We start from the raw sequence: 14,847 nt of genomic DNA, 5'->3' as shown, positions 1-14,847 counted from the left end.
TGCTTATCCTCATCGAGCGGTCACGCCCCCCCCCGCCCGGAGGTACGCATGAGCAAGGATCGAGCAGCCAAGGTTTTCGAGGAGCCGGACTGTGGTCATAACCGGGCCAAAAGCGAGGCCGAGCGCAAGAAAGGCTGCGCCGCCAAGGGCCCGACGCCAGGCAACGCCGCCGGCGGCTGCGCCTTCGATGGCGCCAAGATCGCCCTGCAACCCATCCTTGATGCGGTCCACCTCGTCCACGGCCCCCTGGCCTGCGAGGGCAACTCCTGGGACACGCGCAACGTCGGCACCTCGGGCCCCCTGGTCTACCGCTACGGCTTCACCACCGACCTGTCGGACCTCGACATCATCCACGGCGGCGAGAAGAAGCTCTACAAGGCGATCAAAGAAGCCATCGCCCGCTACGCCCCCCCAGCCATCTTCGTCTACCAAACCTGCGTCCCCGCCCTGACCGGCGACGACATCGAGGCCGTGTGCCGCGAGGCCACCAAGCGGCTGGGTACGCCCTGCATTCCGGTCTTGGCCCCGGGCTTCGCCGGCTCGAAAAACCTGGGCAGCCGTCTGGCGGCCGAAGCCCTGCTGGCCCACGTCATCGGCACCGAGGAGCCGGACGATGCCGGCCCCACCGACATCAACATCATCGCCGAATACAACGTGGCCGGCGAATTCCGCTTGGTGGCCCCCTTGCTGCGCCGCCTGGGCATCCGGGTGCGGACCTGCATCACCGGCAATGCCCGCTACCACGACCTCACCCGAGCCCACCGGGCCCGCGTCAACATGGTGATGTGCTCGCAAGCCATGCTCAACCTCGGCCGAGGCATGCGCGAGCGCTGGGGCATCCCCTATTTCGAGGGCTCGTTCTACGGCGCCGGCGACACCTCGCAGACCTTGCGGACCATGGCGCGCAGACTCGTTGAGCAGGGCGCCCCCGCCGACCTCATCGACCGCACCGAGGCCCTGGTCACCGCGGAAGAAGCCCGGGTGCGGGCCGTGCTGGCCGAGATGCGCCCGCGCCTCGCCGGCAAGAAGGCGCTCCTTTATACCGGCGGCGTCAAAAGCTGGTCCATTGTCAACGCGTTGCAGGAAATGGGCATGGAGGTGGTCGGCACCTCGGTGCGCAAATCGACCGACGACGACAAGGCCCGCGCCAAGGCCGCCCTTCAGCGCAACCCGGGCAGCGGCACCGAGGGCACGCTCTATGAAAAGCTCCCCAACACCGACATGGACGCCCTGTTTCGCAGCGGCCGGGCCGACATCATGCTCTCGGGCGGCCGCTCGCAGTTCGTGGCCCTCAAGGCCCGCACGCCCTGGATGGACATTAACCAGGAGCGCCACCACGCCTACGCCGGCTATGACGGCCTGATCACCCTCGTGGAACAGATGGACCTGGAAATCAACAACCCGGTGTGGGCGCAAGTCCGCCAGCCCGCGCCGTGGGAAACCACCGCGCCGCCCCTCGATCTCGATGCCGCCCTCGCCGCCGACGAAACCGCCCCGGACACCCCGGCGGCCCTGCGGGAGGGCGCGGCATGAGCAAGGCCTTCACCCTGCCGCGCTCGGGCAAGGCGCTCTCGGTCAGCCCGCTCAAACTCTCGGCTCCGCTCGGCGCCGCCCTCGCCTTGATGGGCATCGACCGCTGCCTGCCCTGCTTGCACGGCACCCAGGGCTGCACCGCCTTCGCCCTGGTCATGCTGGTGCGCCACTTCCGCGAGGCGATCCCGCTGCAAACCACGGCCATGAGCGAGATCTCGACCATCCTCGGCGGCCGCGATAACATCGAGCAGGCCCTACTCAACATCCAAAAGCGGGCCAAGCCCCGGCTCATCCCGATTTTGACCACCGCCTTGACCGAAACCCGGGGCGAGGACATGACCGGCGATCTGGCGGCGATCCGCACCCAGCGCCGCGAGTTGGACGACACCGAGGTGGTGCTGGTCCACACCCCTGATTTCAGCGGCAGCCTGGAACTGGGGTGGAGCCGCGCCGTCACCGCCCTGATCGACGCCCTGGTGCCCGAAGATGTGCCCGAGTCCGACCCTGGCCATATCAACGTCCTGGCCGGCGCCCACCTCGGCCCCGGCGATGTCGAGGAACTGAAAAGCCTGATCGAGGCCTTCGGCCTCACCGTCACCATGCTGCCCGACCTTTCGGTGTCCCTGGACGGCCACGTCCCCGACGCCTGGAGCCTCACCACCTTGGGCGGCACCACCGTCGAGGAGATCAAGGTCCTGGGCCGCGCCTCGGCCACCTTGGTAATCGGCGAGCACATGCGCACCGCCGGCGATCTCCTGGAAGCGCGCACCGGCGTGCCCTCCTTGCTTTTTGAAAGCCTCACCGGCCTCGCCCCCACTGATCGCCTGATGAGCACCCTGGCCGAGCTGTCCGGCCGCCCGGTGCCCGCCGCCCTGCGCCGCCAGCGCTCGCGCCTCGTCGATGCCCTGATGGATGCTCACTTCTCCTTTGGCGGCACCCGCGTCGCCCTGGCCGGCGAGCCCGACTTCGTCATGAGCCTGGGCCCTCTGCTGACCGGCCTCGGCGCTCGCTTGCAGTGCGTCGTGGTCCCCGTGGACGCCCCCCATCTCGCCGGCCTCGAAGCCCACAGCCTCCTGGTTGGCGACCTCGAGGACTTGGGCCAGGGCGCCGTCGGCTGCGACCTGATGATCGCCTCCACCAACGGCCAGCTCCCGGCCCGGCGCGCCCAGGTGCCGCTGTTTCGCGCCGGCTTCCCGGTTATTGATCGTCTTGGCGTGCCCCAACGCCTCAGCATCGGCTACCGCGGCACCCGCGACATGGTTTACGCCTTGGGCAACGCCCTCATCGACGCCGCCGAGGCCCACCACGCCGCCCACGACGCGGCCCAGCCCGATCTCTTTTCCCCTCTTTCCCCCACCACGGAGAGTCCGGTCCATGAACGCCCCGCCGACCGCCCGCAGGCTGCGCTTGGTTGAGACCGGGATCGAACGTGGTCCCGTCGCAGGAGGACGCATGAAAGTCGCCCTGGCCACCCATGACATGACCCACGTCAACGCGCACTTCAACGGCGCGCGGACCTTGGCCATCTACGAAGTCACCCCCGACAGCTACAGCTTCGTCGAGGCCATCCAGTTCTCGGAGATCAGCAAGGAAGACGGCCGCCACGCCGAGGACGGCGAGGACCGCATCAAGGCCAAGGTCGAGGCCCTCAAGGGCGTGGCCCTGCTGTTCGTCAAGGCCATCGGGGGCCCCGCTGCCGCCCGCGTCGTCCAGGCCCGCATCCACCCCATGAAGGTCGCCGAGGACGAGCCCATCCCCGAGGTGCTGGAGCGCGTGCGCCGTATGCTGGGCGGCAACCCACCGCCGTGGCTGCGTAAAATCCTGCAAGCCGAAGCCGGCCCCGACAGCCGCCCCGCCTTCCTCGACGACGAGGACGACCTCCCCGAGGGAGCCCGCTGATGACCGATACCCTCGAAACCCCCTTCGTCCGCCAACTCCTGCGCCAAATCCGCGCCCAGGACACCTTCGGCGCCTGGGAGGGCAAACCCGATCCCGAGTTACTTGCGCCTTATATTATCACCCGCGAACAGCGCCGCGAGCTCCCGATCATCGCCGACCCCGATCCCGATATCCTGGATCGGGTCGAGATGTTCTATGCCGCCGTCGGTCTCACCTTGGAGCAGGCCACCGGCTTGGTCGGCGCCCCCTTGATGAGCATCAATCACGAGGGCTTCGGCCGTGTTTTGCTGACCACCGGCCGCCTCGTGGTGCTGAACCTTTATGTACGCGATGTCCACCGCTTCGGCTTCGACTCCATTGACGCCCTCTCGGCCAAAGGTGCGGCCCTCGTTGCCGACGCCCAGGCCATGATCGAGCAGTTCCCCGAGGTGGCCCGCGCCTAACCCCCTCCCCCGTCCCTGTCCCGCTTCTTTGATCAAAGGATTGATGCCATGAGCATTACGTTCTCCACCCGCGACGGGTCGCCCTGGACCCCGAAATACCTGATGGGTATCAATGGCGAGCTGTGCATCGGCTGCGGCCGCTGCTTCAAGGTCTGCGGCCACGACGTGCTGGAGCTGAAAGGCATCAACGAAGACGGCGAAGAGTGCGACCCCTACGATGACGACGAGGAAATTCTGCGTAAAGTCATGACCCTCGCCCACGAAGGCAAGTGCATCGGCTGCGAAGCCTGCGCCAAGGTCTGCGGCACCAACGCCCAAGCCCACGCCCCCGCCTGATCCCTCCCCCCCAACCCCGGGGCTCTGCCATGACCCAGACCATGTTCGAGCCCCGGTCCCCGAGCCTCGCCGAAACCTTGATGGCCATCCCGGGGGCCGGGGATCCCTTCGACCGCCTGCTCTTCGCCCACCTCCTCGCCGCCGGCGCCGCCGACTCCCGGCCGCTGTCCGACGCCCTGGGGCTCCTGCCGACCGCCTTGCGCACTCTCGTCGATCGCTTTTTCCCCGGCGCCGGCCTCATCATCCCCGAAACGCCCCCCGGCCCCGACGCCCCCGAGGAACCCGACCTGCGCGCCCTCCTCCTCGCCGGCCGAGCCCACGGCACCCCGGAAGAAGAGTGGCTCGCCACCATCCTCGCCCGTCGCTCCCTGCTGCCCAACCACCTGTGGCAGGACCTCGGCCTGCGCTCGCGCAGCGACCTCTCCACCCTCCTCACCCGCCACTTCACCCCCCTCGCTCGCCGCAACACAAAAAACATGAAGTGGAAAAAGTTCTTCTACCGCGAACTCTGCCAGCAAGACGGCATCCTCGTCTGCAAATCGCCGCTGTGCGACGCCTGCTCCGATTACAGCGCGTGCTTCGGACCGGAGGGCTGAGGGAGGGAAAAAGAGTAGGCGGGCCACCATATCAAAGCCCCCCACGGAGCCATTACGCCGGAACAAGCCCGGAAGTGATACCCCATGACCGACGATATCGTTGTTGACCTGCGGCAGCGAGGGCACACTGACGATCTGCTCACCGAGGTTCTGAGGGCCGGAGCACGACAACTGCTGGCCCAGGCGATCGAGGCCGAGGTTGCCGTCCTGCTTGCCGAGCACGATCACCTGAAAACCGAAGACAACCGTCGCCGCGTGGCCTGTCACGGTCCGCAACGCGAGATCCTGACGGGCATCGGGCCTGTCGCCAGGCGTCTATCTGCAGGGCCGGATGGAAGATGAGAAGCAATGCATTCTCGTGGTGATCGGCGCTACGCTGGAGGGCCTCTATCTCTTCTTTGTCTTTGTAGAGCTGAGACTAGGGGTAAACCTCAACCTTGACCGCCCCCTCGGGATAGCTTTCGCCCAGCTCCTTGAACGTCGACGCCAACGCCACCCCCAGCCCAAGGACTCGGTCCCGCACCCTGTCGCTACCAGCGCACGGGCGGGATTTTCACCCGCTCAAGACACCCGCCTTACCCTGCCCCCGCCCCGCTTCTTATTATTGAACGGGAGGGCGCGTCAGTTCGCGTTCCGTCATTTCCTCGAAGCTGCTGTAACGGATCCGCTCCCGGATGAACATCAGGATGTCGGCGCTGGACTTCACGATCTCGATAATCCGGGCGAGGTCAAGGGCAGCCTGGACACAATCCGTGGCCTGCTGCAGCCGGTCATAGGCCGCGTGCTGCTGCGCACGCCAGAACTCCCGGTGTTGCTGCAGGTCGGTTTCATGTCGGATCGCGGCATCGCCGAGCAGCACCCGGATGCGATCTTCGAACACGCCTCTATTGCCGTTGCAGCGCTTCCAGATCCCCACCAGTTCGAACATGCAGTAGGGGGATTTGAGGTAGGCATCGGTCAGCCAAATGAAGATCCGCTCGCCGCTGACAAGGCGGTCCATAAACGCCTCGATCTGGTCGCCATAACGCAACTCGTCGATATCCCGACGCACGGTGATCGACGTCGCCGCCTTGACTTTGTCACAGAACGCCGCGACCGGCCGCCCCCCGGCGTTCTCGGACTCGGTAGCGTAGGAGAAAAACCAGCCCGGCTCGGCGGAAGGGAGCCGCTGCACATCAAGCGTCAGGTCTTGCTGGGGGGGCATCGAAGCCGATCGGGGTCCTGGCCCCCCCTCAATCGCGGTCGGCCTCACCCCCAGCCGGGCCTCCTCCCGCTCGACAATCTTGACCAGGGTCGCCAGCAGACCCGCCGCGTCGCCGGCGCGAGTCCGCAGGGTCAACCGCCCGCTGCCCGTATCGCTCACGATCAGCCCCTCGCTCCGCGTTGCGGCCTCGTTGATGCGGACCCCGTGACGCCAGTAATCGCCCCGGGGCCCCGCTTTGCGGCCGATGGCGCAAAGAATGTTCCGAATCAGGGTAGCCGGCAAATGAGCGTAACAACGACTCTGCTTCTGATCGGGGGTATCGCCGTCCCAGCCCCCATCGCTTCGCCTCTCCGGCAACAGGTCCGGGGCGAGGTAGCTTGCCTCTGTGCCGGCCTTAGGGTCGCCCGGCAGTTTCTCGAAACAGATACCACAAGATTGCATCATCGCCAGGAACAGGGCTTGCTCCTCGGGAGTGTAGGCCTCATCCCACACCAGCCCAAGCAGGATCCGGGTGAAGGTGCCGCCATGGGCCTGGAGGATCGCGTGGGTCTTGCTGGCGCGGTCGAACACCGCGTAGATCGCCCGAATCGCCCATTCCTGGTCAAGAATGATCTCGCCGTTGAAAAAGCCGGGGCGGTGAAAGACGGTGCCGGCATGGTGCAGCGTCTCCAGGAACAGGTCAGGATCGGCGATGCCGCCCAGCCTGTCGCACAAGGCGTGAAACGCCGGAACAGTCATGCTGCGTTGGGTGTGGGCGGCGATGAGATCCTCGATCGTGCGCTTCACCCTGGCCCGGACCACCCCGATCACGGGTTGCTCGATCGCGGCATAGCTCTCGGCGATGGCCTCGGCCAACTCCTCCAAACCGCGCGGTTTCTTGGCGCTATGGTGGACCTCGAACGCGGTGGCGAACGTCGCGAACCGCTCCCGGGCCGCTGGATCGAGCGGCCGTTTATCGGCCAACCCGTCCACCTGGGTCTGCACCACGATCAGCGGCGCGCTCCGCCCGCCAAACTCTGCCACTTGGCCCAGCCAATAGGGCAGTCGGTAATTGCGAAACTCCTGGCCGCCCTGGCGGTGGAGGTCGTTATCCTCCTGCGCCGGGGTCCAGGCGACGAGGTAAATCCCCCGGCTGCGCAAGAACAAGGTGTGGGTGCTGTGATAAATGTCCTGCCCGCCGAAATCCCAGAGCTGGATGCGCGCCGGCTCCGTCCCCGCCTCCCCGGCCAGATCGAACCCCTGCACCACAATACCGTGAGTCGAATCGGCGTTGTCCTCGAACCCCGCGCCGAGCAGCCGATTGCACAATTGGGTTTTGCCGACCCGTCCGTTGCCGAGCACCAACAGCTTGGCATCCCGCATCCGCACGGCTCCGCGCTCCAGGTCACGGAGATGAGCGCGCAGGCGGGGGAGGCAATTGTCGTCCTCTGTCTGCGAGAGAATCTCGCCCGGGATGTCCCCAAGCCGACCATCGTAACAGAAGACTTCCTCCAGCGCGGGGCGGTCAAACAGCCTTTTGGGAACCCTGGTTATTTGACAGCCGCTGCAGTCGAGGTACTGGAGAGCGGGGAGCCCGGCGAGTGGAGTAAGGTCAGACACCGCAGTCTCGCTGCAGGCGAGGCTCTGAAGAGCGGTGAGACCGGCGAGTGGACCAAGGTCGGACACCAAAGTCCAACTGCAGCTGAGGCTCTGGAGAGCGGTGAGACCGGCGAGTGGACCAAGTTTGGTTTTGGCGAGGCTATTGAGATGCTCAATTGTGGTGAGCGCGTCGCTCGCGCCGGGTGGAATGGAAAGGGATGTTCCTTTTCATGGTCGAGGTGTGGGGGTATGGCGGAGACATGGCGCTCCCATGCCTCCCATTCATCGCCATGAAAACAGCAGACAACAAGGTGGTCCCGTGGCTTGCGTCGCAGACTGACGTTCTGGCCAAGGACTGGGTGTTGACCTCCTGACGAGTAAAGCGCCCCTAGCTCAGGGGGTAGAGCGGCCGACTTTTAATCGGCGGGTCGGGGGTTCGAATCCCCCGGGGCGCACCAAACACCGCCCGGAGGCGGATCCTCCGGGCACCTCCCCAAGCCGCTCACGGGCGGTTTCGGTGGGTGCGGCAGGAAGTCCCTGCCGAAAGCTGGTCGAGGCAATAACCACTGGTCGCCAAGGTGCAGTCCTGGCGAAAAAAGCCGTCAACCCAGCGCCTCGCGGACAACCGCTGGATCCAAGCGGAAAAAACCAGTGCCGGAGTAGCGCCCGGCCCGCACCCAACAAAAACAACCGGAGCAGGAGGATCACGTGTTCACCGTTCACGTTCCGTTCTACCTGTCAAGCGTCCCCCTTCGCTACGACAGGGACAAGACCCTCAATTCCATTCCGCCCGGCGTGCACCTCGTCCTGCCGGTCGAGGTCGAGGGGGTGGTTGCCCTCCACGTGTGGCCGACCGGCCGCCAGCCCGGCGGTGCCGTGAAATGGGATTGGGACGTGGTGGATGTGACTATCCACGCCTCCCAGGCCGGGGAGGTCGAGACCGTCGCCGTCCCGTATGGCGGCCTCGGCGAGTTCGGGGTTGCTGTGTTTGACGCCGTGAGCCGGGAAGCCGGCATGCGTCGGGCGGGCAAGGTGTGGGTCATCGATAAGTCGGCGCCAACACCCCTCATGGAGGCCATCACCGAAGCTGCCGAGCAGGAGCGTCGCGAGGCCGAGGCTTCCCGCCACCACCTTGCTGCAGCCGAGTGACTGCCATGGATGCGCAACGCCAATCCGCCATGCCGCGCGACGCAAAGCCCCTGTCGCGCCCCATCGCCCGTCTCATGTGTCGCCGGATCGTGGCGACGCGCAACGCCGACCGCCGCGAGCCGCCGCGTGAGGCGTGGACGGTCCCCGCGTTCATTGCCAACGCCCAGATGCGGCGCGCCAGAGGAGAGGCCCGATGAGCATCGAACTCACCGAGAGTGAGCGGAGAGCGCTCATCGAGGCCATCAAGAGCCGCGTTGCCGAGGATGTTTGTCGGGAAACTCGCGCCACGCTGAACGCCAATCAGATCGCAAGAGAGATCAGGAATGCCGTCACCAAAAAGCTGGCGGACGAGATCTTTGAAGGGGTCGGCGGAGGACAAATCAGCGAGACCGAAGTATTCAAGAAAGCAATTGCTTCGGATGAAAACCGGATCAACGCAGAGATCCATCGGCTTCTGAGTGCCGGAATCACTGTTTCCTTTAACTTTTTGTCAAAGGAGCCTCACGAATGAACCTGTTTCTTGCCAGAGGAGCGCGCATCGCCGCGACCTGGAGCAGCACGCTCCACAAATCCCTTGGTGAAGTCATCGCCAATGAACTACTCGACGTTGAGGTGTGCGCCTACGATCGGGCCGCTGAACTGGTCGAGCAGTATGGCGAGCACCACTTGGCTCGTCAGATCCGCGACCTCGAAAGCCGCCAGGACGCGGCGCGGGAGGTGGTGTGATGTCGATCCTTCCCTTCGTCCATGTCGTCGCCTCGGTGCTGGCGGCCCTGACGGCGCTCTTCGCGTGGCCCGCGTTTCGGGCGTGGGGTGGCGAGCGATGAATGAACTTATCGTTTTCGACACTCCACTCGTCCCCGAGGCCATCTTCGGTCAAGGCGACGGGATCGAGGAGGTAGTTGTTGGTGTCGAGGCAAGGGCGCGCATTGAAGCGCAAGCCCTCGACGTGAGCACGCCAAAGGGGCGCAAGGCGATTGCGTCCCTGGCCTACGCGGTCGCCAGGAGTAAGACGGCGCTCGACGACGCGGGGAAGGCGTTGGTCGCTGACATCAAGGCAAAAGTCTCTTTGATCGACGCAGACCGCAAGTTTGTGCGCGACCGCCTGGACGCCCTCCGGGATGAGGTCCGCGCTCCCCTGGACGCCTTCGAGGCGCGCGAAAAGGCCCGAGTTGACGGGCACGAAACCGCCATTGCGCGGATCTCTAGCCTTGCCACCATCGACGCCTTCGAGCCGGCCGAAGCCGACGCTTCGGCCAACATTGCCGCCCTGGCTGAATTTGACGGGCGCGATTGGGAGGAGTTTTCGGCCCGCGCCGCCCAGGCCATCGCCACCACGCGCGCCCACCTGGAAACGATGCTTGCTCAAGTCCGCAAGCGCGATGCCGAGCGCGCCGAACTGGCCCGACTGAAGGCCGAGGAAGAGCAGCGCAAGGCCCGCGAAGCAGAAGAGCAGCGGAAGGCCGAAGAGGCCGAGCGCGTGCGGATTGCCGCCGAGGCAGCGCGACGAGAAGCGGAAGAAAAGGCGGCCCGTGAGGCGGAAGAGGCGAGGCGGAAGGCCGAGGAAGAGCGCTCTCGCATCGAGAGAGAGAAGTTGGAGGCCGAAGAGCGCGCGAAAACGGCAGAGCGGAAACGCGCCGAGGAAGCGGCTAAGGCCAAGGCCGCCAAGCTCGCCGCCGAGGAAGAGGCGCGTCGTCGTGAGGTCGAAGCGGCCGAGCGTGAGCGGAGGCGGATCGAGGCCCAGCAGGCAGCCGAAGCCGAAGAGCGCCGCAAGCGCGAAGCGGACCAAGAACATCGGCGGGCAGTCAATCGCGCCGCAATGGCGGCCCTGGTCAAAGCCGGCCTGACCGACGACGCGGCCAGAGTGGCAATCACGGCCATTGCCAAGGGCGATGTGCCGGGCGTGCGGGTGGAATACTGATATGGATCAGATCGCTATCCTCCCCGACCCCGGCGGGGTTATCGACAAGCCCGGCCTCTACCGGATGGACGAGGCGCGATACCACGGGGACCCGTGTGTCACGCCGAGCGCGTCCTCTTCGCTCCTTAAGGTCTACGAGGAGGGGATGAGTCCCCTGCATATGTGGGCCGTGCATCCCAGACTGAACCCGGGTGCGCCCAAAAAAGACACAGCTGCGCTCAGGCTTGGCCGCGCCGCCCACATGGCGGCTTTCGAGCCCGACCGTTTTTCCGAGACCTACGCCATACGCCCCTCCGGCCTGGACGGTCGCACGAAAGAAGGTAAGGCCTGGGCCGAAGCGCACCGGGGGGCGGAAACGCTCACAGCCGAAGCGGCTGAGGCAATTACGGCTATGGCGGTCACGATTCGCGCTCACCCCGAGGCAGGGGCGCTTCTCCGGGGAGCGGAGCACGAGGTTTCCGGGTTCCACCAAGACCGGGAAACGGGAGTTTGGTGCCGGGTGCGCTTCGACATTCTCCCTCGGGCGCCGGACCGTTTTTTGTCGGACTACAAGACGTCCACAAGCATTGCTTTAGACGATATCGCGCGCTCGGCCTGGGAATATCGGTGGCCTCTTCAGGCCGCATTCTACATGGACGCCTTCGCGGCGACCGTCGGCGAGCCCGCGCGCGGCTTTGCCTTTCTTGTGCAGGAGAAGGCCTCTCCCTTCGCCGTCCGCGTCACCCCCCATGGACGAAAACGCCATTGAGTGGGGTCGGATGATGTACCGGCGTGCCCTGCGGGTTTTTGCGGYGTGCCTTGAGGAGGGTCGCTGGCCTGGGCCAGGGATGGAGACGCTTTACCTGCCGGGGTGGGCAGAGAAGCAACTGGAGGCCCGGCGCGATGCGGGCGAGTTCTCGGCGCCGAATGAAGAAGCCGACGAAATCAAGGAGTTCGCGGCATGAGCACGCAAAATCTTCCGGCCCCGCAGCGGGGATTCGACCAAGGTGCCCTAGCCACCATGCGGGCCGGTCAGACCGCCCAAGTGGCTTTCGCGCCCGGCACGTTTGTCGAAATGGTCGAGGTCGCGCGAATGATGGCGGCGAGCGGGCCGGCTGTTCCAAAGCACCTCCGAAATAACCCGGGCATGGCGATGTCGGTGTGCATGGTGGCCTATCAGGCCGGCATGAACCCGTACCTCCTGGCCGGTGACACCTTTGTGGTCAACGACGTCTTGTCGTATGGCGCCAAGGCGATGGTTGCCATCCTGTACGCCAGTGGGATGGTTGTTGGGCGCCTGCATTACGAGTTGAGCGGGTCCTGGCCGAACCGCGTGTGCGTCGTGCGCGGCACCCTGGCCGGAGAGAGTGCGCCGCGCTTGCTTGAGGTCACGGCGAACACGATCACCACTCGCAACTCGCCACTATGGAAGACGCAACCCGACATCCAGTTGCAATACTACGCGGGCCGGGCCTGGGCCAGGCTGTACGCCCCGGAAGCGCTTCTTGGGGCGTTGAGCGTGGACGAAGCAGAGGTGCAGGTCCAGGTTGGGCGGGGCGGGGCGCCAATCGGAAGCGCGGCGGCTTCCTTGATGGCCGAAATTTCCGCATGCCCGCCTGAAAAAGACTTCGACCCCGTGACAGGTGAGGTCAATGCGGCCCTAACCCCCATCCCCGTCCCTGACAACACCAACGGCCTCAAGGACTACCCCGCATGGCTGCGCCTGCTGGCGGACGCCCTGGGCGCCGCGCTGACGATCGAGCACTTCAACGCCATCCAGGAGGCCAACTCCGCCGAGATGGCCGAGGCCGAGCGGGCGGCGCCGAAAGCTTATGCGGGCCTTATGGTTGCTATTGATGAGATGGCTAGGCGGCTTTTTGACCCTGACCAGGAGGCGAGGTAATGATCGACATCTGCGACCGCATTTGCGACGCGCTTTGCGCCGACGGCGCGACCGATGAGCTTGCCGCCGAGGCGGTGGATGAGATCCGGGCGTTGCGGGCCGTCAATGCCGACATGCTGGCAACCCTGGAGGAAGTCGCCGCCCTCGAAGCCCATACTCGCTCCGGCGGGGCCTCGTTGCAGGACCTGGAGGAGATCGACAACGCCCTGCAGGAAGCGATCATGATTGCAGCGGCCGTTATCGCCAAGCTGGAGGGCGGGGAATGACGCCCCTCCAGAAAGAAACCCTCAAGTCCATTAAGGCCGGCAATGTTAGAAAAATCATCATCTTTCGGCAGTCTGGCCCAAAAGTAAAATTAGAGGGGGCAAGACTCAATATCATCAATAGCCTCATTAAAAAAGGGCTTGTTGAAATCCGCTTTGCGCCAGGGGGCCTAAGGGTGTTGGGTATTTACATGCTGACCGATGCCGGCCGCGAAGAGCTGTCAAGACTGGAGGAGTCGGCATGATCACTGAAAAAATCGCCCGCACCCTTGCCGCGCGCCACCTGTGCGGCGCAGGCGGACGTATAGCGCGCCCAGGCCGCCATCCTCGATCTGCGCGGGGGCATAGCCAACGACCAGCGGGCGCATGTCCGGGCCATCCAGCCATTTAGGGACCGCTTGGCGCAGCACGCCGGGTTCGCCGCCACGAAAGCCCTTACCGGTAATCACCAGCACACAGCGCCAGCCCCGCCCCTGCCCGCGTCGCAAAAACGACAGCAAGGCGGCGTGGGCCGGAATTTGTGTCATGCCATGCAAATCCAGCTTGGCGTCGATCGGCGTGCGGCCCTGGCGCAAGCGCCGTGCCGTGCGGGCGTCCATGTCCTTGAGGGCGCCCTCGCTCAAGGAGTCGAGCTTGGCTAGCGCGGGGCGCGGGGCCGGCTGGGGCAGGCGACCGGCCGGTGATAAATTGCCCGGCAGGGCTGGCGCCGGATCTCCAGACGCTCCCTCGGCCCGGGGACGCACCGGGTGATGCAACGGCGGCGCCACCCGCTGGCCGCCCTGCCGCTCGTGCGCCGTCACCGATTGCGTCAGCAGGCGCCAGACGTCGCTGTCGTCGTCGGAGAGTTTACGCCGGGTCATCGATGAGCAGCACATGCAAACGCAAGGGACCATGAGCCCCAAGCTGGAGGGTCTGTTCAATGTCGCCGGTGCGCGACGGCCCCGTGATAAAAACCGCCGATGACGGCATTCCTCCGGCGCGCAGCCGCTGGAGAGCCGCGTCCAGGCTGCCTACCACGTCGGAGCGCTTGACGAGAACGATGTGGTTTTCCGGCAAAAAGCTCAACAGCCCCGGGCGATCCGCTGTCGCCTCGACCATCACGCTGCCCGTCTCAGCCACCCCGGCCAGGGCGGGCACTACGGCGGTGCGGTCCTCGGGGGTGGGCCGACCCTGGCGCACCCGCAAGCCCGCTTCCCCGTCGCGCAAAGGGCTGTCGAGGCTGGTCACCACGTCGAGTGCCACACCCAGCCCACCCAGCCAGCGGGCCACCGCGGCCGCCACCGCGGCCGGGGCCACCCGCTCGGCGGTTCCGGCCGCCGTGTGAACCCGGGCCAGAAAAAGCCTCGACCAAGGCGGCCGGATCCCCAAGCGCGCGTCCGGGAATCAAGGGCGCGGGGGCCGGTGTGGCGTGGCTTTCGCTGCCCGCCGCGTGACGAAGGCGATCAAGAATGGCGCTGCGCGCGGTGGTCATCTCCGGCCCCCTTTAGCCTCTGTCATCGTCTGGGGGCGGGAGCAGGCGCTGCCCCCGGCCGCCCAGGCCCGGCCCCTGGGCCGACGCCACAAATTTCCGGGCAATGGCCCGCCAATCGGAGTCCGGGGCGGCGCAGCCAATGCGCGGGTTGCTGGCCAGCGCCACAATGATCCCGCCAAAGCGCCACAGGATGCGCCAGTTGTTCACGTTGGCCAGCATCAGGCGGATGGTCCGCTCGCGCAGGCGCCGGGCAATCCACGGCCGCACGCCAAAGGCATAAAACAACGTGGCCACCACCAGCGCCGCTAGTCCGACGATCAGATTGATGAACATACAGGCGACCGAGCCCATGATCATCACCAGGAGCGGCCCAATGTTGTCCCCAATGCTGAACACCGGCGACCCGCCCCGATTGAGGTGCGGGAAGTTGGTGTAAATTATGATATCGCCGTTGTCGTGCGCCGTGCGCAGACGGGCATGCAAATCAATGTCGCGCTTTTCTTTCTCTGAACGGCTGCGCGCGCCTTCGCCAGCCATGCTCACCCCTCCTTGTCGGGGCCACCCCGGCGGGC

At 65.7% G+C, this 14,847-nt stretch carries 20 protein-coding genes, 1 tRNA gene and 1 pseudogene; 18 read left to right on the top strand and 4 right to left on the bottom strand.

All coding sequences use genetic code 11. The annotated features are described in order from the left end of the window. The first annotated feature begins 48 nt into the window (after positions 1-48). The 7 genes and pseudogenes from nifE to RSPPHO_RS18070 all read left to right on the top strand — a co-directional run. Positions 49-1,533: a nitrogenase iron-molybdenum cofactor biosynthesis protein NifE gene (gene nifE / locus RSPPHO_RS13655; protein WP_051013892.1), complete on the top strand. Its 1,485-nt coding sequence runs from the start codon at positions 49-51 to the stop codon at positions 1,531-1,533. Beyond that, positions 1,530-2,948 carry a nitrogenase iron-molybdenum cofactor biosynthesis protein NifN gene (gene nifN / locus RSPPHO_RS13650; RefSeq protein ID WP_051013891.1) on the top strand — a complete coding sequence of 473 codons (1,419 nt, stop codon included), beginning with the start codon at positions 1,530-1,532 and terminating at the stop codon, positions 2,946-2,948. Before nifE ends, nifN begins: the two co-directional genes overlap by 4 nt. Positions 2,949-2,985: 37 nt before the next feature. Further along, positions 2,986-3,432, top strand: a complete 447-nt coding sequence (gene nifX / locus RSPPHO_RS13645) for a nitrogen fixation protein NifX (protein WP_081581789.1) — start codon at positions 2,986-2,988, stop codon at positions 3,430-3,432. Beyond that, the gene (locus RSPPHO_RS13640) at positions 3,432-3,875 is read left to right on the top strand and encodes a NifX-associated nitrogen fixation protein (protein WP_014415791.1); all 444 of its coding nucleotides are present in this window, start codon (positions 3,432-3,434) and stop codon (positions 3,873-3,875) included. The genes nifX and RSPPHO_RS13640 overlap by 1 nt, the downstream gene beginning before the upstream one ends. Positions 3,876-3,923: 48 nt before the next feature. Then, positions 3,924-4,211 (top strand): ferredoxin III, nif-specific, encoded by a 288-nt coding sequence (gene fdxB, locus RSPPHO_RS13635; protein ID WP_014415790.1) that lies wholly within the window; start codon positions 3,924-3,926, stop codon positions 4,209-4,211. A 29-nt stretch (positions 4,212-4,240) separates the two neighbouring features. Beyond that, complete coding sequence (locus RSPPHO_RS13630; protein WP_242390500.1) at positions 4,241-4,807, top strand: nitrogen fixation protein NifQ; 567 nt, start codon at positions 4,241-4,243, stop codon at positions 4,805-4,807. 84 nt (positions 4,808-4,891) lie between these two features. Next, positions 4,892-5,122 (top strand): annotated as a pseudogene (locus RSPPHO_RS18070) (IS256 family transposase); the annotation flags it as partial. Positions 5,123-5,408: 286 nt separating this feature from the next. Here the strand turns inward: RSPPHO_RS18070 and RSPPHO_RS13620 are convergent. Next, complete coding sequence (locus tag RSPPHO_RS13620; RefSeq protein ID WP_051013889.1) at positions 5,409-7,373, bottom strand: COR domain-containing protein; 1,965 nt, start codon at positions 7,371-7,373, stop codon at positions 5,409-5,411. A 419-nt stretch (positions 7,374-7,792) separates the two neighbouring features. Between RSPPHO_RS13620 and RSPPHO_RS21585 the strand changes: the two genes are divergently transcribed. The 11 genes from RSPPHO_RS21585 (at position 7,793) to RSPPHO_RS13560 (ending at position 13,049) form a co-directional block, all read left to right on the top strand. Beyond that, positions 7,793-7,963: a Thoeris anti-defense Tad2 family protein gene (locus RSPPHO_RS21585; RefSeq protein WP_422610575.1), complete on the top strand. Its 171-nt coding sequence runs from the start codon at positions 7,793-7,795 to the stop codon at positions 7,961-7,963. 8 nt (positions 7,964-7,971) lie between these two features. Continuing rightward, positions 7,972-8,047, top strand: a tRNA-Lys gene (locus RSPPHO_RS13610). Positions 8,048-8,297: 250 nt separating this feature from the next. Continuing rightward, complete coding sequence (locus RSPPHO_RS13605) at positions 8,298-8,738, top strand: hypothetical protein (protein WP_014415787.1); 441 nt, start codon at positions 8,298-8,300, stop codon at positions 8,736-8,738. Positions 8,739-8,743: 5 nt separating this feature from the next. Then, on the top strand, positions 8,744-8,935 hold the full coding sequence (locus tag RSPPHO_RS13600; RefSeq protein ID WP_041795585.1) for a hypothetical protein: 192 nt from the start codon (positions 8,744-8,746) through the stop codon (positions 8,933-8,935). After that, entirely contained in the window at positions 8,932-9,249 is a 318-nt protein-coding gene (locus RSPPHO_RS13595) for a hypothetical protein (RefSeq protein WP_041795583.1), read from the top strand. Before RSPPHO_RS13600 ends, RSPPHO_RS13595 begins: the two co-directional genes overlap by 4 nt. Next, on the top strand, positions 9,246-9,464 hold the full coding sequence (locus tag RSPPHO_RS13590) for a hypothetical protein (RefSeq protein ID WP_014415786.1): 219 nt from the start codon (positions 9,246-9,248) through the stop codon (positions 9,462-9,464). Before RSPPHO_RS13595 ends, RSPPHO_RS13590 begins: the two co-directional genes overlap by 4 nt. 97 nt (positions 9,465-9,561) lie before the next feature. Beyond that, positions 9,562-10,659, top strand: coding sequence for a coiled-coil domain-containing protein (locus tag RSPPHO_RS13585; protein WP_051013888.1), 1,098 nt, complete (start codon positions 9,562-9,564; stop codon positions 10,657-10,659). Position 10,660: 1 nt separating this feature from the next. After that, positions 10,661-11,407, top strand: coding sequence for a PD-(D/E)XK nuclease-like domain-containing protein (locus RSPPHO_RS13580; protein WP_041795581.1), 747 nt, complete (start codon positions 10,661-10,663; stop codon positions 11,405-11,407). Between the two features lie 192 nt (positions 11,408-11,599). After that, complete coding sequence (locus tag RSPPHO_RS13570; RefSeq protein WP_014415782.1) at positions 11,600-12,541, top strand: recombinase RecT; 942 nt, start codon at positions 11,600-11,602, stop codon at positions 12,539-12,541. Next, complete coding sequence (locus RSPPHO_RS13565) at positions 12,541-12,807, top strand: hypothetical protein (protein ID WP_014415781.1); 267 nt, start codon at positions 12,541-12,543, stop codon at positions 12,805-12,807. The genes RSPPHO_RS13570 and RSPPHO_RS13565 overlap by 1 nt, the downstream gene beginning before the upstream one ends. After that, on the top strand, positions 12,804-13,049 hold the full coding sequence (locus tag RSPPHO_RS13560) for a hypothetical protein (protein WP_041795496.1): 246 nt from the start codon (positions 12,804-12,806) through the stop codon (positions 13,047-13,049). The genes RSPPHO_RS13565 and RSPPHO_RS13560 overlap by 4 nt, the downstream gene beginning before the upstream one ends. Here RSPPHO_RS13560 and RSPPHO_RS13555 read toward each other — a convergent pair whose 3' ends face one another. The 3 genes from RSPPHO_RS13555 to RSPPHO_RS13545 form a co-directional block, all read right to left on the bottom strand. After that, positions 13,050-13,664, bottom strand: coding sequence for a Smr/MutS family protein (locus RSPPHO_RS13555; protein ID WP_051013887.1), 615 nt, complete (start codon positions 13,662-13,664; stop codon positions 13,050-13,052). After that, the gene (locus tag RSPPHO_RS13550) at positions 13,651-14,172 is read right to left on the bottom strand and encodes a LutC/YkgG family protein (protein ID WP_014415780.1); all 522 of its coding nucleotides are present in this window, start codon (positions 14,170-14,172) and stop codon (positions 13,651-13,653) included. Before RSPPHO_RS13550 ends, RSPPHO_RS13555 begins: the two co-directional genes overlap by 14 nt. A gap of 115 nt (positions 14,173-14,287) precedes the next feature. Then, positions 14,288-14,812: a hypothetical protein gene (locus tag RSPPHO_RS13545; RefSeq protein ID WP_157879247.1), complete on the bottom strand. Its 525-nt coding sequence runs from the start codon at positions 14,810-14,812 to the stop codon at positions 14,288-14,290. Between the last annotated feature and the right edge of the window lie 35 nt (positions 14,813-14,847).

The organism is Pararhodospirillum photometricum DSM 122, assembly GCF_000284415.1.
Classification (GTDB): Bacteria; Pseudomonadota; Alphaproteobacteria; order Rhodospirillales; family Rhodospirillaceae; genus Pararhodospirillum; species Pararhodospirillum photometricum.
Note: the sequence above shows the minus strand (reverse complement) of the source record. Positions and strands in the feature narration are given on the sequence as shown.

What these genes read in the sequence shown, in the direction of transcription:
- RSPPHO_RS13600 (WP_041795585.1), top strand. Translation starts at nt 8,744, where the DNA reads ATGGATGCGCAACGCCAATCCGCCATGCCGCGCGACGCAAAGCCCCTG.
- RSPPHO_RS13560 (WP_041795496.1), top strand. Translation starts at nt 12,804, where the DNA reads ATGACGCCCCTCCAGAAAGAAACCCTCAAGTCCATTAAGGCCGGCAAT.
- RSPPHO_RS13640 (WP_014415791.1), top strand. Translation starts at nt 3,432, where the DNA reads ATGACCGATACCCTCGAAACCCCCTTCGTCCGCCAACTCCTGCGCCAA.
- RSPPHO_RS13595 (WP_041795583.1), top strand. Translation starts at nt 8,932, where the DNA reads ATGAGCATCGAACTCACCGAGAGTGAGCGGAGAGCGCTCATCGAGGCC.
- RSPPHO_RS13555 (WP_051013887.1), bottom strand. Translation starts at nt 13,664, where the DNA reads ATGACCCGGCGTAAACTCTCCGACGACGACAGCGACGTCTGGCGCCTG.
- nifN (WP_051013891.1), top strand. Translation starts at nt 1,530, where the DNA reads ATGAGCAAGGCCTTCACCCTGCCGCGCTCGGGCAAGGCGCTCTCGGTC.
- RSPPHO_RS13545 (WP_157879247.1), bottom strand. Translation starts at nt 14,812, where the DNA reads ATGGCTGGCGAAGGCGCGCGCAGCCGTTCAGAGAAAGAAAAGCGCGAC.
- RSPPHO_RS13620 (WP_051013889.1), bottom strand. Translation starts at nt 7,373, where the DNA reads ATGCGGGATGCCAAGCTGTTGGTGCTCGGCAACGGACGGGTCGGCAAA.
- fdxB (WP_014415790.1), top strand. Translation starts at nt 3,924, where the DNA reads ATGAGCATTACGTTCTCCACCCGCGACGGGTCGCCCTGGACCCCGAAA.
- RSPPHO_RS13630 (WP_242390500.1), top strand. Translation starts at nt 4,241, where the DNA reads ATGACCCAGACCATGTTCGAGCCCCGGTCCCCGAGCCTCGCCGAAACC.
- RSPPHO_RS13580 (WP_041795581.1), top strand. Translation starts at nt 10,661, where the DNA reads ATGGATCAGATCGCTATCCTCCCCGACCCCGGCGGGGTTATCGACAAG.
- RSPPHO_RS13585 (WP_051013888.1), top strand. Translation starts at nt 9,562, where the DNA reads ATGAATGAACTTATCGTTTTCGACACTCCACTCGTCCCCGAGGCCATC.
- RSPPHO_RS13590 (WP_014415786.1), top strand. Translation starts at nt 9,246, where the DNA reads ATGAACCTGTTTCTTGCCAGAGGAGCGCGCATCGCCGCGACCTGGAGC.
- nifX (WP_081581789.1), top strand. Translation starts at nt 2,986, where the DNA reads ATGAAAGTCGCCCTGGCCACCCATGACATGACCCACGTCAACGCGCAC.
- RSPPHO_RS13570 (WP_014415782.1), top strand. Translation starts at nt 11,600, where the DNA reads ATGAGCACGCAAAATCTTCCGGCCCCGCAGCGGGGATTCGACCAAGGT.
- RSPPHO_RS13565 (WP_014415781.1), top strand. Translation starts at nt 12,541, where the DNA reads ATGATCGACATCTGCGACCGCATTTGCGACGCGCTTTGCGCCGACGGC.
- nifE (WP_051013892.1), top strand. Translation starts at nt 49, where the DNA reads ATGAGCAAGGATCGAGCAGCCAAGGTTTTCGAGGAGCCGGACTGTGGT.